The sequence below is a fragment of the Pseudomonas sp. HK3 genome (genome assembly GCF_052920985.1).
This window is the reverse complement of record NZ_JBREXD010000003.1, coordinates 275,936-291,555: the sequence shown is the minus strand read 5'-3', so window position 1 is coordinate 291,555 and position 15,620 is coordinate 275,936. Positions and strand designations below refer to the sequence as shown.

Here is a 15,620-nt window from a genome sequence, read left to right as displayed (position 1 = left end):
CTACTTCGTAAGAGTAAAACCGAAATTCGGTTTTACTAAATAAAAACCCCTAAATTTTTATTTTCAAACAAAGCCACATCAGATGCGGCCATTAGCTTGAACTTTATTTTTTCGCTTTCATTTTTTAATTCATCGTAGCGCCCATCATGCGATGTATTTAATGTCGCCATAGAAACAAGCATTGCAATAATAACCAATACAACTAGGATCTCTATTAACGTAAAACCAGCACTACGATGTTTCATTAAAATTACAAATCTTTACTAGAGATATCAGCTGCGTCTTCTTCGCCGCCGTCTTCGCCGTCAGCACCCAAAGAGATGATTTCAAACTCATTACTTTTCTTAGAGAAGTACTGGTAAGGGTTGCCCCATGGGTCAGTCGGTAACTTTTTCATGTAACCGTTAGACTTGTAATTTTTAGGTTCAGGTGTGCCTGAAGGCTTTGATACAAGTGCTTCAATACCTTGAGAGGTAGACGGATAAGAGAAATTATCTAAGCGATACATATCCAATGCTTGTGAGATATTCGCCATTTCGGCTTTTGCAGTTTTAACACGTGCTGCGCCTGCTTCGCCAATTATGTTCGGTGCAACCATTGCCACTAGGCCAGCTAGAATCGCCAGTACCACCATGATCTCAATTAATGTAAAGCCGGATTGTTTTTTCATGTTATTTCCTTTTGAGTTATCCAATCATCTGATTCATGTTTAAAATAGGGAGCATAATTGCAATTACAATTAACACGACGACACCACCCATTACCAATAACATGATGGGTTCGAACATACTGACGAGCGTGGTAATTGTGTTTTGTAGATCACTTTCTTGTGTTTTTGCCGTACGCTCAAGCATCGAATCTAATTCACCACTGGCCTCACCACTGGCAATCATATGCAACATGAGCGGAGGGAAAATTTCTGTCTGCTGAAGTGACTGGTGCAAACTGCCACCTTCGGTTACTTGCTGACATGCAATGCTTAAACGCTCTTGTATCACGACATTACTCACTACCCGCCCTGCAATTTTCATTGCATCAACCAAAGGCACCCCACTGGAGTTCAATATAGCTAAGGTGCTGATAAAACGTGATGTATTAAAACCTTTTACCATTTTACCAAAAAACGGCATGTGCAATAACCAAAGATGGTAGCGCGCTTTAATTTTCTCTTTTCTTATTACCCACTTAAAGCCAATAAATGCTAAAACAATAAAAACACCCAATAAAATACCGTGAGCCAATAAAAAATTACTGGAGTTAATCATAACTTGAGTAAGTGTCGGAAGTTCTTGTCCATTTTTAACAAATACATCCACTATATCCGGCACAACATAGGTCAATAATAAAACAACAATACCAATAGCAACGATGCATAGAATGATCGGATAAACCGCTGCCAGTTTGATTTTTTGCTGATTAACCTGACTGTTTTCCATGTAGTCAGCTAAGCGATTCAATACAGTATCTAAGTGCCCTGCATGCTCGCCGGCCGCAACGGTTGCGCGATAAAGTGGCGGAAACGCATAATCAAAATCATTGAGTGCGCTGGCTAAGCTATGCCCTTCTAATACCTTTGATCGAATCTCTAGGATCATAGATTGAATGCGTTTCTTTTCGGTCTGTTCGCCGGTTGCCCTGAGCGCTTCCTCAATCGGCAGGCCCGCACCAATCAGTGTTGATAATTGACGCGTTAACATGGCCAAGTCAGCGGTGGCGATTGCCCTTTTAAAAAGATTTTTCAGCGGATTTTCAAAATTCCGTGATGATGCCAGCTCAACCGATACCGGCATAAGACTTTTATCACGAAGTTGTTGGCGAACTTGCCTTGGGCTATCGGCTTCGATCACGCCTTTCTTTTGCTTGCCACTTGCATCCAGTGCTTTGTATTCAAATGCTGCCATGATTTAAGCCTTGGTTACCCGCAATACTTCTTCCAAGGTTGTTTCACCTTCAATCACTTTTTTGAAACCATCTTGTTGAATGCTTTTGCTGTGTAAGCGCGCGTGTTTGGTCATGTCTATTTCGCCTGCACCATTATGAATGAGGCTTTTCATATGGTCATCGACTTCAATAATCTCATAGATACCACGTCGACCTTTATAACCCGTGCCGCCACATTCCGTACACCCTTTTGCGTGGTAGATTGTGGTATCGGCATTTGACGCAAAACCTAATAATTCGTTTTCGGCTTCGTCTGCATGATAAGGCTGCTTACATTCAGTACACAAGGTACGAACCAATCGCTGTGCAACCACACCCACTAAGCTTGATGCCAGTAGAAATGGCTCAATACCCATGTCTTGGATACGGGTGACCGCCCCAACAGCAGTATTAGTGTGAAGTGTGGAGAGTACCATGTGACCCGTTAAAGAGGCCTGCACTGCAATTTCGACCGTTTCACGGTCACGTATTTCACCAATCATTACAACATCAGGATCTTGTCGTAGAATGGCACGCAAACCACGAGCAAATGTCATGTCGACTTTTGTATTTACCTGAGTTTGGCCAATACCAGGTAAGCTATATTCAATAGGGTCTTCTACCGTAAGAATATTGCGCGAGCGATCATTTAGCTCACTAAGCGCGGCATACAAAGACGTTGTTTTACCTGAGCCGGTTGGCCCTGTTACCAGCATAATACCGTGAGGTTTATGAATAATATTCAAAAGGCTCTTAAGGTTTTCGCCTTTCATGCCAAGCTGGCGCAAGTTCAAGCGCCCTGCCTGCTTATCAAGTAAGCGCATTACAACACGCTCGCCATGACTTGATGGCATGGTTGATACACGTACATCGACTTCGCGTCCTGCGATACGAAGTGCAATTCGACCATCTTGAGGGATTCGTTTTTCTGCAATATCAAGTTTTGACATAACCTTGATACGGCTCACCAATAATGGTGCGAGTGCGCGCCGAGGCTCTAGTACTTCTTGTAGTACGCCATCAACACGTGAGCGTACAACTAAGCGCTTTTCAAACGTCTCAATATGAATATCAGATGCGTTACGTTTAACCGCATCCGTTAATATGCCGTTAATGAGCCTAACAATAGGTGCGTCATCTTCTTGCTCTAATAAATCGGCGGTTTCTTGGATCATATTGGCAAGACTGGCTAGATCAAGATCATCGCCTAACTCTTCCATGGCCTCTCGGCTGTCAGCAGATTCTTGATAAATACGCGCCAGCTGAAGATCAAACTCATCATCACTGACGGTTTCGAACTTTATTTCACCTGGCAAGATACGCAGGCATTCTGTAAAAGCTTGATTTGGGGCAGACTCTTTATGCCAAGCTTTATAAGTTTGATCGGTCTGGTTTTGTGCCACTAAGCCATAGCGCTTAGCAAAGCCATAAGGCAGACGCTCTGGTCTAATTTCAGATTCAACTGATTCCACTGCTACTTCACTTCTTATTGTCAGGGCTTAATAGACCGCTAGTGTACAGGCTAGTTTCAAATAATTAAAACGACCTATTACAAATTTGCGAACATATTAGTGCGCAATTGTGACAGACAAAAAAAAGCCTGGTAAAAACCAGGCTTTTTAAGGGCTTTAACAGCTAAAAACTTAAAGTTTGCTGTCTAGCTCTGGGATGGCTTCAAATAAATCAGCCACTAGGCCGTAATCAGCCACTTGGAAGATAGGCGCTTCTTCGTCTTTGTTGATAGCAACAATGACTTTAGAGTCTTTCATACCGGCCAAATGCTGAATCGCACCAGAAATACCAACCGCAATATATAGATCAGGGGCAACAATTTTACCTGTTTGGCCAACCTGCATATCGTTTGGTACAAAGCCTGCGTCAACTGCCGCACGAGATGCACCAACACCTGCGCCGATTTTATCAGCCAGCTTGTAAAGCATTTCGAAGTTATCGCCATTCTGCATACCGCGACCACCAGAAATGATGATGCTTGCAGCAGTTAGCTCAGGACGATCAGACTTAGCCAGCTCTTCACCAACAAAGCTTGAAATGCCTTTATCGGCAACAGCAGAACCGTTTTCGATAGAAGCAGAACCCCCTTCAGCCGCAACAGGATCAAAACCCGTCGCACGAACAGTGATTACTTTGATTGCATCGCTAGACTGCACAGTCGCAATCGCGTTACCAGCATAGATAGGACGAGCAAACGTGTCAGCAGACTCAACTTTTACGATCTCAGAGATCATATTGACGTCAAGTAAAGCAGCAGTACGTGGCAAGAAGTCTTTACCAGTAGTAGTAGCAGCAGCAAGAATGTGGCTATAGCCTTTACCTAGCTCTGCAACTAGATCACCCATTTGCTCACCAAGCTGTTGTGCGTATGCAGCGTCATCAACTAGGATAACTTTACTTACGCCTTCAGCTTTAGCAGCCGCATCAGCCGCAGCTTGACAGCCTTGGCCCGCTACTAATACGTCGATATCACCACCGATTGCTTTAGCCGCAGCGATGGTGTTTAAAGTCGCACCCTTAATGGTAGCGTTATCGTGTTCAGCAACAACTAATATACCCATTACAGCACCTTCGCTTCAGTCTTAAGTTTTTCAACTAGTTCATCAACGCTAGCTACTTTAATACCAGCAGAACGCTGAGCAGGTGGCTCAACTTTAACTAGAGTTTGAGTAGATTTAATTTCTACACCTAAGTCAGCAGGCGATACCACTTCTAGTGGCTTACGCTTAGCTTTCATGATGTTAGGCAAAGAAGCATAACGAGGCTCATTCAAGCGAAGGTCAGTTGTTACGATTGCAGGCAGAGTCAAACCTACAGTACGCAAACCACCGTCAATCTCACGAATTACGTTTACTTTATCGCCGTCAACCGTTACTTCAGAGGCAAACGTACCTTGAGGCATACCCGTCAATGCACCCAGCATTTGACCAGTTTGGTTGTTATCGTTATCGATAGATTGCTTACCAAGAATAACTAGCTGAGGCTGTTCTTTATCAACAACCGCTTTAAGAGCTTTAGCAACAGATAAAGACTCAAGTTTTTCTTCAGTTTCAATTAGGATGCCGCGATCAGCACCTAATGCAAGAGCGGTACGAATTTGCTCTTGAGCAACTTTAGGACCAATGGAAACAACAACGATTTCAGTGGCAACACCCTTTTCTTTAAGGCGTACCGCTTCTTCGACTGCGATTTCACAAAATGGATTCATGGCCATCTTAACGTTGGTCAGATCAACGTCAGAATTATCAGCCTTAACGCGCACTTTTACGTTGTAATCAATTACACGCTTAACAGCTACAAGAACCTTCATAGATTCCCCGTCAAGTTGAGTGGATTTAAGTAAGCGGAACTATGTGAATCTAATAAATATCGACAGGAGTCCGCTTTAACGGGGGCAGATATTGAACTTAATTCTCATTAAGGTCAATAAATGCCACCTAGGACCTGTAAATACCTACCACAAACGCAAATTTCTGCTTGGCTAAACATTTGTAAACTGAATTCTATTCAAACGCGCGTTTGAATGCTAGTCTGAATATGTGGATTTACCATGAAAATGTTCACGAACATCAAGTGTAGTCCTATTTTCAGCAATATTATGATTTGGCCAAATTCAAGTAAATCAGTATACTACGGCGAATTTTTTGGCTCATTTGGCCATATTTTGACCACAGTCGACACATAGAAACGGCTGAGTTAGCTTGAGATAACGAGGAGAGTTCAATGGAACGCGAAGCGATGGAATATGATGTCGTCATAGTTGGCGGCGGTCCGTCTGGCCTATCAACGGCCATTCGTTTAATGCAATTGGCACAAGAGAAAGGCCAAGAGCTAACAGTATGTTTGGTCGAGAAAGCCGCTGAAGTGGGTGGCCATATTTTATCTGGCGCAGTCATCGAAGATCGCGCTCTTACTGAGCTTTTCCCTAACTACAAAGAGTTAGGTGCACCTCTAAATACACCTGTTGCAAAAGACGAAGTGTATTTTTTAACAGGTCAAGAAAAAGGCATTAAAACCCCTAATTGGATGATCCCTAAGCCAATGCATAACGAAGGCAACTTCATTGTTAGCCTTGGCAATGTGGTGCGCTGGTTAGGCGAGCAAGCTGAAAACCCTAGGCGTTGAGATTTACCCTGGTTTCTCTGCTGCCGAATACATCGTTGAAGATGGCCAAGTTAAGGGCATCATCACTGGCGACATGGGCATTAGCCACAATGGCGAACAAACTGAGAACTACATGCCTGGCATGGAGCTTCGCGGTAAGTACACTATCTTTGCAGAAGGCTGTCGTGGTCATCTTGGCAAGCAACTAATCAGTGAATTCAAGCTTGATGAAGGTAAAGACCCTCAGCATTACGGCATCGGTATTAAAGAGCTATGGGATATCAAGCCTGAGAATCACCAAGAAGGCCTTGTAATGCACGGTGCTGGCTGGCCTCTAAGCGAGTCCAACTCGACGGGTGGTTTCTTCCTGTATCACACTGAGAACAATCAGGTAGTGGTTGGTTTAATCACTGACCTGTCTTACTCAAACCCCCATGTTAGCCCGTTTGATGAATTTCAGCGCATGAAGCACCATCCAGTGCTAAAACAATACCTAGAAGGCGGCAAGCGTGTATCTTACGGTGCCCGCGCTATCTCTAAGGGCGGCCTTAATAGCTTACCTAAGATGACATTCCCTGGTGGCCTAGTTGTTGGCTGTGATGCAGGTACTTTGAACTTCTCTAAGATCAAGGGCACACACACAGCAATGAAGAGCGGCATGATTGCAGCTGAGCAAGTCATGGTAGCGATTGAAGCTGGCCGTGCTAATGACGAATTAACCGAGTACACCACTGCATTTGAAGCGTCTTGGGCTTATAAAGAACTTCATGAAAGCCGTAACTTTGGTCCTGCCATGCACAAATTTGGCACATATTTAGGTGGTGCGTTTAACTACATCCACCATAATATCTTCCCTATTCCGGTTACTTTGCATGATACAACGCCTGACTACGCAACCCTTAAGCCGGCTGCCGAGTCTAAGAAAATCAATTACCCTAAGCCAGATGGCGTAATTAGTTTTGCCAAGTTGGATTCTGTATTTATCGGTAACGTGAACCACGCTGAAGATCAGCCATGCCATTTGAAATTAGCAGATGCAAGCATTCCTCTAGAGAAGAACCTTCCTCTTTATGATGAACCTGCTCAGCGTTACTGCCCTGCTGGCGTTTATGAGATCGTTGAAAATGAAACCGGTGAGCAGCGCTTTCAAATCAATTCTCAAAACTGTGTTCACTGTAAAACTTGTGACATTAAAGACCCTGCTCAGAACATTACCTGGGTTACTCCAGAGGGTGCTGGCGGCCCTAACTATCCAAACATGTAATACAATCACGGTATTGGGTTAATAAAAAAGGAGCTTTTCAGCTCCTTTTTTATGTTCTTAAATTAACACCAGATTCATTTCACTGGCTTATTTAGCCTACATCAAGCCGGCCCTTATAACTGTTCATTATTTGTTCCCCGTGGAACATATTTTAACCAGCTAGCCTATTTGAAACTCGTCTCCACTGCTTTTCACAAAGAAATGGCCGTTTTTTTCGCTGGCTATCTCGGCTATTGCGTAAAAAACATTACGATTTAACCGCGCATACATGTTTGAGCGAACCAGAATCTTGGGGGCCTCATGGTCATCCAAAACCAAAGGGTGCTCAGAATTCAATTCTATTTCGTCCCCTGTGTTGGTGATCATTTGTATTAAATTGACCCCATTTTTTACAGATTGATGCATTAAAACAATGACAAATGGCTGATCTTCGACCTGTAATCGCCACTTTTCAACGGGCGTTACTAAAAAGTAATCATTCTGCTCTCGCTTCAAAATCGTACTAAAAAGCCGGGTTAATTTTTCACGTTTTATAGGGTTATTCTCATGAAGCCACTGCCCATCTGCCTTGATAACCATATCAATGTTGCCAGACAAATCAGGGTTCCATTTATCGACAGGCGGCAAATCAGAAGGCATGTCTAAATATTTGCCTAGCTGACCACTTAAAACCGTTAAATCCACTAAAGACCCCTTTGCCATTCTTGGCGTAACTGAATTTTATTGGGTTGATAAAGCGCCGTATCAATCTGTTCGAGCATACCAGCCTTATCTTTTCCTAATACGCCTTTGAGGGGGAGGTAATTACTCGCATGGTCACTACGGAAAATTGTATTTTCTAGTTCCAGGTGGCTAATAAAATGCTTAAGTTCTAAAAATAGAGCCGTTTGATCCATCAGCGACCAATCCTCTGCAAACCCCTCTTTTAATCGATCTTCGCCTAAAGGAAAACTAACCACCAGTGTTGATAGGTAATCTGGCTGCGTTTCATTCATGAGCTTGGCGCTATTAATGGCATGCTGCTCCGAATACTTTGGGCCACCTAGGCCATTTAATATCATTACCGAAGAGCGCAAGCCCGCTTGCTTTATTTTAACCAGCGCATCGCGCTGGGTTTCGTAGGTTTCACCTTTACTAACAAACCCCAAGACTTGTGAATCACCGGATTCACAGCCGACATACAGAATATCCAACCCAAGGCTTTTAAGTAACGCTAAGTCCTCGACGGATTTTTTATACATATTTCTAGGTAGGCAATAACTTGAAACACGCTTAACTGTCGGCAGATACTTTTGAATCATACGTAAAATGGATTCAAGTTTACGCATTGGTAGCACCATTGCATCGCCATCAGCCAAGAAAACTTTCTGAAAAGGTACGCCACTTGACGCTGCTTTGATTATATCTTGCTCAATTTCATCCTCTTTACGGGCACGAAACTTTTTTTGATCCTGTGTGTACATCTCACAAAATGTGCATTTATTCCATGAGCAGCCATTTGTAACCTGCAAAATCAAAGATTGAGCTTCACTAGGTGGACGGAAAACAGGTTCTATATACGTCAACATATTGCTTACCTTTGAAAATATGCTCTATTTTCGCATGTTAACGCCAACATCAGCAATTTAACTTAACTGAAATTTGTTGTTAAAAATGGCTGAGCTTAATGCTACGAAATGCTAAAATCCGCGGTTCAATTTTGGGGGTGTTATGAGTCAATTTATTTGTGGTCAGCGATGGATAAGTTTAGCTGAGCCAGAACTTGGTCTAGGTGTAGTAAGTGAGTCACAAGGCCGTCGTGTAAATATTGACTTCCCATTGGCTGAAGATACTCGTCTTTACTCTATCGGCAATACGCCATTAATTCGTTGCCGCTTCGAAGTGAACGACAGGGTTTCGCTTATCTCAGGCTTAGAAGCCAATATTTTAGCCACTAAAGAAGAAGCTGGGATATATCATTATCAAATTAGTGAGCATCTCTGGATAGAAGAAACCGACATTGCCCCTAATGAAGGCAAGGTATCCCCTATTGAAAGATTAAAAGCAGGACAAATTGGTAGCTTTAAGTGGAGCAACTTGTATCGCCGCCTAGTCACTGCGCATACCGAACAACAAGGTAAGCGAAGCCATGGATTTGTGGGGCCTAAAATCAATATCATCCCTCACCAGTTCGACGTTGCCCAACAGATTTTGAACATGCCATTGCCTCGTGCGCTATTGGCTGACGAAGTGGGGCTAGGTAAAACAATTGAAGCGGGCTTGGTTATTCACCAGCTAATTGCCACGCAGCGTGCTCAAAGAATTTTAATTTCGGTTCCATCATCGCTTGTCAATCAATGGCTCGTTGAAATGAAACGTAAATTCAATTTGGATTGCACGCTCATTGATGATGAGTTTTGTGCAGAACAACAAGGTGAAAACCCATTTAATCAAGTTCAAGTGGCCTTGTGTAATTTCGACTGGCTCAACAATAGCCAATATTTAGATCAAGCATTAAGCACTCAGTGGGATATGATGGTGATTGATGAAAGCCATCGTCTACAGTGGCAATCAAAGGCATATCAATCAGCACTTGGCTTATCGAAAGTCAGCTCTGGGGTTTTATTATTAACAGCCACACCAGAACAATTGGGTGTAGAAAGCCATTTTGCACGCTTACATTTGCTCGATCCATTGCGCTTTCCAGATCTTGAGCAGTTTTTAAATGAAGAGCAAAAATACGGCGCTGTCAGCGAAATAGTTGAAACCATTGAACTTAATGGTCTCGCAAATGCGCTTGATTTAATTGGCGCACTGAACGATGAAAAACTAGATAACTACGCACAATCTGTATTACAAAGCGGCCTTTCTGAAAAACAATTTATTGATTGGATGGCTGACCGCTATGGTACCGGTCGAATGGTTTATAGGAATACTCGCCGCAGCATTTCAGGCTTCCCCACTCGTCACAGCGAGTTCTATCATTTAAAAGAACAAACCACACTAGATTGGCTCATTGAATGGCTGCCGACCATTGGCGAAAACAAAGTACTTATTATTTGTCACAGTGCCGAAGCGGCACAATCTATTAGCGAAAATATAAATCAACGAACTCTGATTCGATCAGGGGCTTTTCACGAACATTATTCCTTAGTTGAACGCGACCAAATTGCGGCGCGCTTCACTGAAGAAGATGGCTTTCAAATATTGGTCAGCAGTGAAATTGGCGGCGAAGGTCGAAACTTTCAACATGCACAGCACTTAATATTATTTGATTTACCAGAACATCCTGATTTAGTTGATCAGCGAATTGGTCGACTTGATCGCATTGGACAAGGCAGTGATATTTATATTCACATTCCTGTTCAATCTAAAACAAAGCAATCCCGACTGGCCGCCCTTTATCATCATGGTTTTGATATGTTCAGCCAGCCAAACCCGGCTGCCTCTCCTATTTTTGAAGCTTATGGCTACGAAATTGAAGATATGCTCGAATCTGGTGAAAATGCTGAAAGTGTTATCATGCAAGCAAAAGAAGCCAGCCGACAATTACTCGCTGAAATTGAACAAGGCCGCGACCGTTTATTAGAGCAACACTCTTTCCAAGAAAGCCGTGTAAGCGGATTAATCGACTCTGTCGCGCAAGCCGATAATGACGATGATAAGCTAAAAAATCTCATGCTCGATATATTCGACAACGGACATATCGAAACAGAAATCGCGAGCAATGAAAACATCATTGTCAGTCCGCAAGAAAACTGCCCATTTTCATTCATTAATAGTTTGCGCGATGAAAAAGCGACCGTCACGTTTAGCCGAAAACAAGCATCAGCCCGTGAAGATTTAGAATTTATTTCGTGGGATCACCCCTGGATTCGAGGCATTCTTGACGACCTTGAAGCAAGTGGCGATGCATTTACCTCTTGCGCGCTCTTTGATAATTCTGAATACAAAAATGGACAGGTTTTTATTGAGACCTTGTATCAAGTTAAAGCAGAAGGCCCTGGCCGATTAGAGCTGAACCGTGAGCTTAATCCGCAGTTGCGACACTACATAATAAGTGAAGATTTGAAGAACGTTACGCGTCAGCTTGATATTCAACAAATGCGCGAGGATCACGAACTGCTATCAAAAGAAATGGCTAGAGAAGTCATTGAAATGAAACAAGGAAACATAGAAAACGCCGTCATATTAAGCGAGAAATTAGCTGCACATACATCTAAGGAAAATATCGCTCAAGCTATCAGCGATCTTAAAGTCAAAAATAACCAAGAGCTTGCTCGTTATGCATCACTGGAAATAACACCTGGTAGCTATCAACAAGAAATTGAAACACTAAAACACAATACTAGTGAAGCAATTGAATACTTAGATGCAACCAAACCAAAGTTATTATCTTTGTGCATTTGGATTAATTTCTCCAAATAATATTAATAAATAACAAACTCAAGAAATAAAAAAGCCGCTTTCATTATATAGTGAGAGCGGCTTTTTTGTAGATTTTAGATTAAATCCCTTGATCAGCTCGGCATAGACAACGCTTTATCAGATACGATAACGCCGTTATTATCTGCATAAATATATTGCCCAGGGCGAATATCAACACCTGCAAATTTAACAGGGATATTCATCTCGCCAATGCCCTTCTTCTCAGTTTTACGCGGATTAGTCGCCAAGGCTTGAACACCAAGATCCGTTTCCATAATGACATCAACGTCGCGAATGCAACCGTAAATAACCATGCCTTCCCAGCCATTCTTAGCCGCTTTTTCGGCCAGCATGTCACCTAACAGCGCATTGCGCAGCGAACCACCGCCATCAACAACCATAACCTTGCCTTTGCCCGGCTTATCTACATTCTCTTTTACCAGTGAATTGTCTTCATGACATTTAATGGTTACCACTTCACCACCAAAGGATTCGCGGCCACCGTAATTATTAAACATTGGCTCAAGCACTTCTACTTCAGGGTATTCATCACATAAATCTGGGGTAATGTATTGGGTCATTATGAATCCTCTATCAATTTTATTGTTTAGCGTTGTTTAGCGTTGTTTAGCCAAGTGATCAGCAATGGCCATACTTCTTCTAGGGCTGATTGGCTTTTAACCATATCACCATGCCCATAATCGATTGAAAAACCTTTTGATTTAGACAATAAATGAAATGTTTTATCGCCAGCAAAGGTATTAACCAGTTTCGCGCACAGGTTTGCAGGGTCTCCTGCATCTCTTTTTGCACCAAACCCAATAACAGGGGTTTTAACTTCTTCAAGAGCCTTCCAGTATGAAAGGCCTTTTTTTGATTTCCAGCGGGAAAATAAACTTGACCAGCGAATAAATTCTTTCGCTATGCCTCTGGGCTCTACTTCAGGGCCAAGTTTAGTATTTGTAATTCGCGTTTGCGCTTGCGTCCAAATTTTAATGAAGGTACGCACAAATGGTAAATACAAAGGCACTGGGTAATGTGAAACTTGAGAGCCAAACATTGCAATACCAGCAATTTCATCAGCCTTCAAATGCTTACCTGCAAGTGAAGTGGTGATGCAAACCCCTCCACTTGAATGCCCGACCCAAAAAGGGCACTGCTCCGTTTGTTCTTTTACAAATGCTTGTACTGCTGGGAGATCAAACTGTGCATATTGCTCAAGCGAGTTTTTAAGATAAAACGCATTTTCTGGGCTATCACCATGACCTCGAAATTCAATCATCCAAGGGTCAAAACCATTTTCAAGTAATATACGAGCGGCACCTTGTAAATGACTGTCTAGCCATATACCTCGATTAGAAAACGCACCATGAACGAGAATGACCGGCACGCCTCTTGCCTTTGTGCTTTCATAATGACCGAGGCGTGATAATGCAATTTGAACCGACGTATCCGAGCTGTTATTTGGCTTCAATAAATAAGTATCTTCAATAAATTCTGAAGATAATACTTCTGCTCGCATCAATGCCACGGGGAATAAAGCGCTGCTACTTTTCATTTCAAACCTTACTGCGGTTTATCTGCCAAATAAAACCATGTATCAAGAACAGAGTCAGGGTTTAACGAAACACTATCAATCCCTTCGTCCATAAGCCATTTGGCAAAATCAGGATGATCACTTGGGCCCTGCCCACAAATTCCGATGTATTTGTTCTGCTTTTTACAGGCTGATATAGCCATGTGCATTAGTTTACGAATGGCACTATTACGCTCATCAAATAAATGCGCTATGACACCTGAATCTCGATCTAGCCCTAAGGTTAGTTGTGTTAAATCATTCGAGCCAATGGAGTAGCCATCAAAATATTCTAAAAACTCATCCGCCAGTAATGCATTTGCCGGCAATTCACACATCATAATTAAGCGAAGCCCGTTCTCACCTCGCTTTAAACCATTTGAAGAGAGTAACTCAACCACTTGCTTTGCTTCGCCAACGGTTCGCACAAATGGCACCATGACCTCAACATTTGAAAGCCCCATTTCCTCGCGTACTTTTTTGATTGCTCTGCACTCAAGCTCAAAACAATCGCGAAAAGATTTACTGATATAACGAGCTGCGCCTCTAAAACCCAGCATTGGGTTTTCTTCTTCTGGCTCATATAAGCGACCACCAATTAAATTGGCGTACTCATTTGATTTAAAATCTGACAAACGCACAATGACTTTTTTAGGATAAAAGGCTGCCGCCAATGTACTGATACCTTCGACTAGTTTTTCTACATAAAAATCAATAGGTGATGCATAGCCCGCAATTCGGCGTTCAACCGTTGCTTTTACTTTCGTCAGGCAATGTATCAAAATTTAAAAGTGCTTTCGGGTGAACACCTATCATTCGGTTAATGATAAATTCTAAACGGGCTAAGCCAACCCCTTCATTCGGCAGCCCCTGAAAATCAAATGCGCGATCAGGATTACCGACATTCATCATAATTTTAAAAGGTAAGTCTGGCATATTGCCCACTGAATTTGTTTTGTGCTCAAACTCAAGTGCACCATCGTAAATAAACCCGGTATCCCCTTCTGCACAAGATACGGTGACGAGTTGACCATCTTGAAGCTCGTCAGTTGCATCGCCACAACCTACTACCGCAGGAATACCAAGTTCACGAGCAATGATTGCAGCATGGCACGTACGCCCGCCACGATTAGTGACAATTGCACTGGCTTTTTTCATGATAGGCTCCCAATCTGGGTCCGTCATGTCAGCAACTAAAATATCACCTTCATTAATGTCATGCATTTGGTTAACGTTACGCAAAACCTTAACTGGGCCTCGTCCAATTCGATGACCAACACTGCGCCCTTCACATAGCACCTTACCGGTTTCTTTTAGAATGTAACGTTCCATGACGTTTTTACTGGTGCGGCTTTTTACGGTTTCAGGGCGGGCTTGAACAATATAAATTTCACCATCAACACCATCTTTCGCCCACTCAATATCCATTGGGCGTTGATAGTGCTTTTCGATAATCAGAGCTTGCTTGGCAAGTGTATTGATGTCGTCATCTGAAATACTAAATTTAAAACGCGCATCACGATCAACACGTACCGTCTCAACTGGTGTGTTTGTTAATGGGTCTTGGCTGTAAATCATTTTGACAGCTTTTGCACCTAAGTTTCGACGCAAAATAGCGGGACGACCTTCACTTAGGGACTTTTTATGCACGTAAAATTCATCAGGATTAACGGCACCTTGAACAACGGTTTCACCTAAGCCATATGCACTTGTAATAAATACAACTTGATCAAAGCCAGACTCAGTATCTAGTGTGAACATTACGCCTGCAGATCCACTTTCACTTCGAACCATGCGTTGAATGCCCACGGAAAGGGCAACATCGTGATGCTCATAGCCTTGGTGGCTTCGATAGCTAATCGCGCGGTCATTGTAAAGGGAGGCAAATACTTCCTTTACTGATTGAAGTACAGCCTGCTCGCCAACAATATTCAAAAACGTTTCTTGTTGTCCTGCAAATGAAGCATCGGGCAAATCCTCTGCGGTTGCAGAAGAACGTACCGCCACGGAAATTTCGCCGCCAGCACCTTGAAGCTTCTTTAAATTTGCTTTAATTTCATCTTCTAATTGCACTGGCAATGGTGTTGCCAATATAAGTGCACGAATATCCGCACCAGCTGAATTCAAATCCGATAATGAGCCGTCTGTAATGTTGGCTATTTTAGCGTCGATTTGGCTTTTTAAATTATCTTGCTCAAGAAATAAACGGAAAGCTTCAGCAGTTGTTGCAAAACCATTGGGAACATTGACACCTGAGGATGATAAATTACTGATCATCTCACCTAACGAAGCATTTTTACCACCAACCTTATCTACATCAGCCATACCCAGTTGATC

At 42.7% G+C, this 15,620-nt stretch carries 11 protein-coding genes and 2 pseudogenes; 2 read left to right on the top strand and 11 right to left on the bottom strand.

Annotated elements, in window-relative coordinates; genetic code table 11:
• Positions 1-35: 35 nt before the first annotated feature.
• From ACU6U9_RS16645 to ACU6U9_RS16620, 6 genes are all read right to left on the bottom strand, one after another.
• Complete coding sequence (locus ACU6U9_RS16645) at positions 36-245, bottom strand: type II secretion system protein (RefSeq protein ID WP_446736134.1); 210 nt, start codon at positions 243-245, stop codon at positions 36-38.
• A gap of 5 nt (positions 246-250) precedes the next feature.
• The gene (gspG, locus tag ACU6U9_RS16640; RefSeq protein WP_446736133.1) at positions 251-670 is read right to left on the bottom strand and encodes a type II secretion system major pseudopilin GspG; all 420 of its coding nucleotides are present in this window, start codon (positions 668-670) and stop codon (positions 251-253) included.
• A 16-nt stretch (positions 671-686) separates the two neighbouring features.
• Positions 687-1,901, bottom strand: a complete 1,215-nt coding sequence (gspF, locus tag ACU6U9_RS16635; protein WP_446736132.1) for a type II secretion system inner membrane protein GspF — start codon at positions 1,899-1,901, stop codon at positions 687-689.
• Between the two features lie 3 nt (positions 1,902-1,904).
• Entirely contained in the window at positions 1,905-3,392 is a 1,488-nt protein-coding gene (gene gspE, locus ACU6U9_RS16630; RefSeq protein WP_446736131.1) for a type II secretion system ATPase GspE, read from the bottom strand.
• A 171-nt stretch (positions 3,393-3,563) separates the two neighbouring features.
• Positions 3,564-4,493 (bottom strand): electron transfer flavoprotein subunit alpha/FixB family protein, encoded by a 930-nt coding sequence (locus ACU6U9_RS16625; protein ID WP_446736130.1) that lies wholly within the window; start codon positions 4,491-4,493, stop codon positions 3,564-3,566.
• The gene (locus ACU6U9_RS16620) at positions 4,493-5,242 is read right to left on the bottom strand and encodes an electron transfer flavoprotein subunit beta/FixA family protein (protein WP_446736129.1); all 750 of its coding nucleotides are present in this window, start codon (positions 5,240-5,242) and stop codon (positions 4,493-4,495) included. The genes ACU6U9_RS16625 and ACU6U9_RS16620 overlap by 1 nt, the downstream gene beginning before the upstream one ends.
• A 413-nt stretch (positions 5,243-5,655) precedes the next feature.
• Between ACU6U9_RS16620 and ACU6U9_RS16615 the strand changes: the two are divergent.
• A pseudogene (locus ACU6U9_RS16615) lies at positions 5,656-7,300 on the top strand (electron transfer flavoprotein-ubiquinone oxidoreductase).
• Positions 7,301-7,459: 159 nt separating this feature from the next.
• Here ACU6U9_RS16615 and ACU6U9_RS16610 read toward each other — a convergent pair.
• Entirely contained in the window at positions 7,460-7,984 is a 525-nt protein-coding gene (locus ACU6U9_RS16610; protein ID WP_446736128.1) for a DUF1285 domain-containing protein, read from the bottom strand.
• Positions 7,984-8,868, bottom strand: coding sequence for a radical SAM protein (locus tag ACU6U9_RS16605; RefSeq protein WP_446736127.1), 885 nt, complete (start codon positions 8,866-8,868; stop codon positions 7,984-7,986). The genes ACU6U9_RS16610 and ACU6U9_RS16605 overlap by 1 nt, the downstream gene beginning before the upstream one ends.
• Before the next feature lie 142 nt (positions 8,869-9,010).
• Here ACU6U9_RS16605 and ACU6U9_RS16600 point away from each other — a divergent pair, with 142 nt between their 5' ends.
• Positions 9,011-11,707, top strand: a complete 2,697-nt coding sequence (locus ACU6U9_RS16600) for an SNF2-related protein (protein ID WP_446736126.1) — start codon at positions 9,011-9,013, stop codon at positions 11,705-11,707.
• Positions 11,708-11,799: 92 nt separating this feature from the next.
• Here the strand turns inward: ACU6U9_RS16600 and rraA are convergent, their stop codons facing one another.
• From rraA to ppsA, 3 genes and pseudogenes are all read right to left on the bottom strand, one after another.
• Positions 11,800-12,288, bottom strand: coding sequence for a ribonuclease E activity regulator RraA (gene rraA, locus ACU6U9_RS16595; protein WP_446736125.1), 489 nt, complete (start codon positions 12,286-12,288; stop codon positions 11,800-11,802).
• Positions 12,289-12,314: 26 nt separating this feature from the next.
• A complete protein-coding gene (locus tag ACU6U9_RS16590) occupies positions 12,315-13,265 on the bottom strand; it encodes an alpha/beta fold hydrolase (RefSeq protein ID WP_446736124.1) in 951 nt (316 codons plus the stop codon).
• Positions 13,266-13,273: 8 nt separating this feature from the next.
• Positions 13,274-15,608, bottom strand: a pseudogene (gene ppsA / locus ACU6U9_RS16585) (phosphoenolpyruvate synthase).
• Positions 15,609-15,620: the final 12 nt, after the last annotated feature.

Coding starts and splice junctions, on each gene's coding strand:
- ACU6U9_RS16645 (WP_446736134.1), bottom strand. CDS start 245: ATGAAACATCGTAGTGCTGGTTTTACGTTAATAGAGATCCTAGTTGTA.
- gspG (WP_446736133.1), bottom strand. CDS start 670: ATGAAAAAACAATCCGGCTTTACATTAATTGAGATCATGGTGGTACTG.
- gspF (WP_446736132.1), bottom strand. CDS start 1,901: ATGGCAGCATTTGAATACAAAGCACTGGATGCAAGTGGCAAGCAAAAG.
- ACU6U9_RS16625 (WP_446736130.1), bottom strand. CDS start 4,493: ATGGGTATATTAGTTGTTGCTGAACACGATAACGCTACCATTAAGGGT.
- ACU6U9_RS16620 (WP_446736129.1), bottom strand. CDS start 5,242: ATGAAGGTTCTTGTAGCTGTTAAGCGTGTAATTGATTACAACGTAAAA.
- ACU6U9_RS16605 (WP_446736127.1), bottom strand. CDS start 8,868: ATGTTGACGTATATAGAACCTGTTTTCCGTCCACCTAGTGAAGCTCAA.
- ACU6U9_RS16600 (WP_446736126.1), top strand. CDS start 9,011: ATGAGTCAATTTATTTGTGGTCAGCGATGGATAAGTTTAGCTGAGCCA.
- rraA (WP_446736125.1), bottom strand. CDS start 12,288: ATGACCCAATACATTACCCCAGATTTATGTGATGAATACCCTGAAGTA.
- ACU6U9_RS16590 (WP_446736124.1), bottom strand. CDS start 13,265: ATGAAAAGTAGCAGCGCTTTATTCCCCGTGGCATTGATGCGAGCAGAA.